This is a genomic window from Methanoculleus sp. MH98A (genome assembly GCF_000691865.1).
In the GTDB taxonomy this organism is placed as follows: Archaea; Halobacteriota; Methanomicrobia; order Methanomicrobiales; family Methanoculleaceae; genus Methanoculleus.
This window is the reverse complement of sequence record NZ_JMIO01000191.1, coordinates 1-773: the sequence shown is the minus strand read 5'-3', so window position 1 is coordinate 773 and position 773 is coordinate 1. Positions and strand designations below refer to the sequence as shown.

Below are 773 nucleotides of genomic sequence, written 5' to 3'. Positions count from 1 at the left end.
AATGGAGTGAGTGCTCTTAACGGTCTGAATTGGTGAAATAATTTGTTAGTTTTGGAAACAAGGAAGAATTTTTAGGGGTCTGCGCGTACCCGCTGGTGGCAGTCAATTCAGAAGGGACTTCAACAGTTCATCCTCAATATCCGAGTACTTTCTTTCTATGACCTCGATGACTCTATCCAGATATATTTTCTTAATCTCATCTGGTGCCTGGATCGAATCGTTCAGTACCTGCGGCCTGCTAAGCAGAGGTCCCGAGTAATCCCGATCTGCATAGTGGAATGCCCGACCCTGTCCGAGAGCAAAGACAAATTTACGTATCGTGATTTTTGGGATGGTACCGTTCGTTTTTTCAAAGATGTGATCTGCCATATCGTGCATGGAAATGGGCTGTTTTGGTGAGAGTAATGTATAGAGTTGCTTAGACAGTTCGCCTCTCACCGCAGGGTCTTTCGGGTACCGGAGGTTTTTGTATAGAAAATCACTAATCTGAAGAGATTTGTCGATACCGACACTTTTGATTTCTGCGATGTCCTTCAAATATACCTGTGGATGCCCGGTTTCTGGGTCTGCTTCAACCTTCTCGACGACATCTTCTATCAAGGATTCGATGAACTGTTTGAATGAAGAAAATCCAAGTTGCTTTTCAGAAAAAGACGGTTGCAGCCGGATGAGCTGTGGCTTGAGCTGGGACAGCAGTATGGGTTCCTCGGATGAGCGGTTCTTGATAAACCGGATGAGTAACTCCCGTCCCGAAAATTTGTTGATATCTTCAT

Annotated in this window: 1 protein-coding gene; it reads right to left on the bottom strand. The window is 44.8% G+C overall.

Annotated features, from left to right (window positions below):
* Nucleotides 1-102: 102 nt before the first annotated feature.
* The coding region (locus EI28_RS12510) for an OST-HTH/LOTUS domain-containing protein (RefSeq protein ID WP_048115343.1) at nt 103-773 on the bottom strand (671 nt) is incomplete at its 5' end.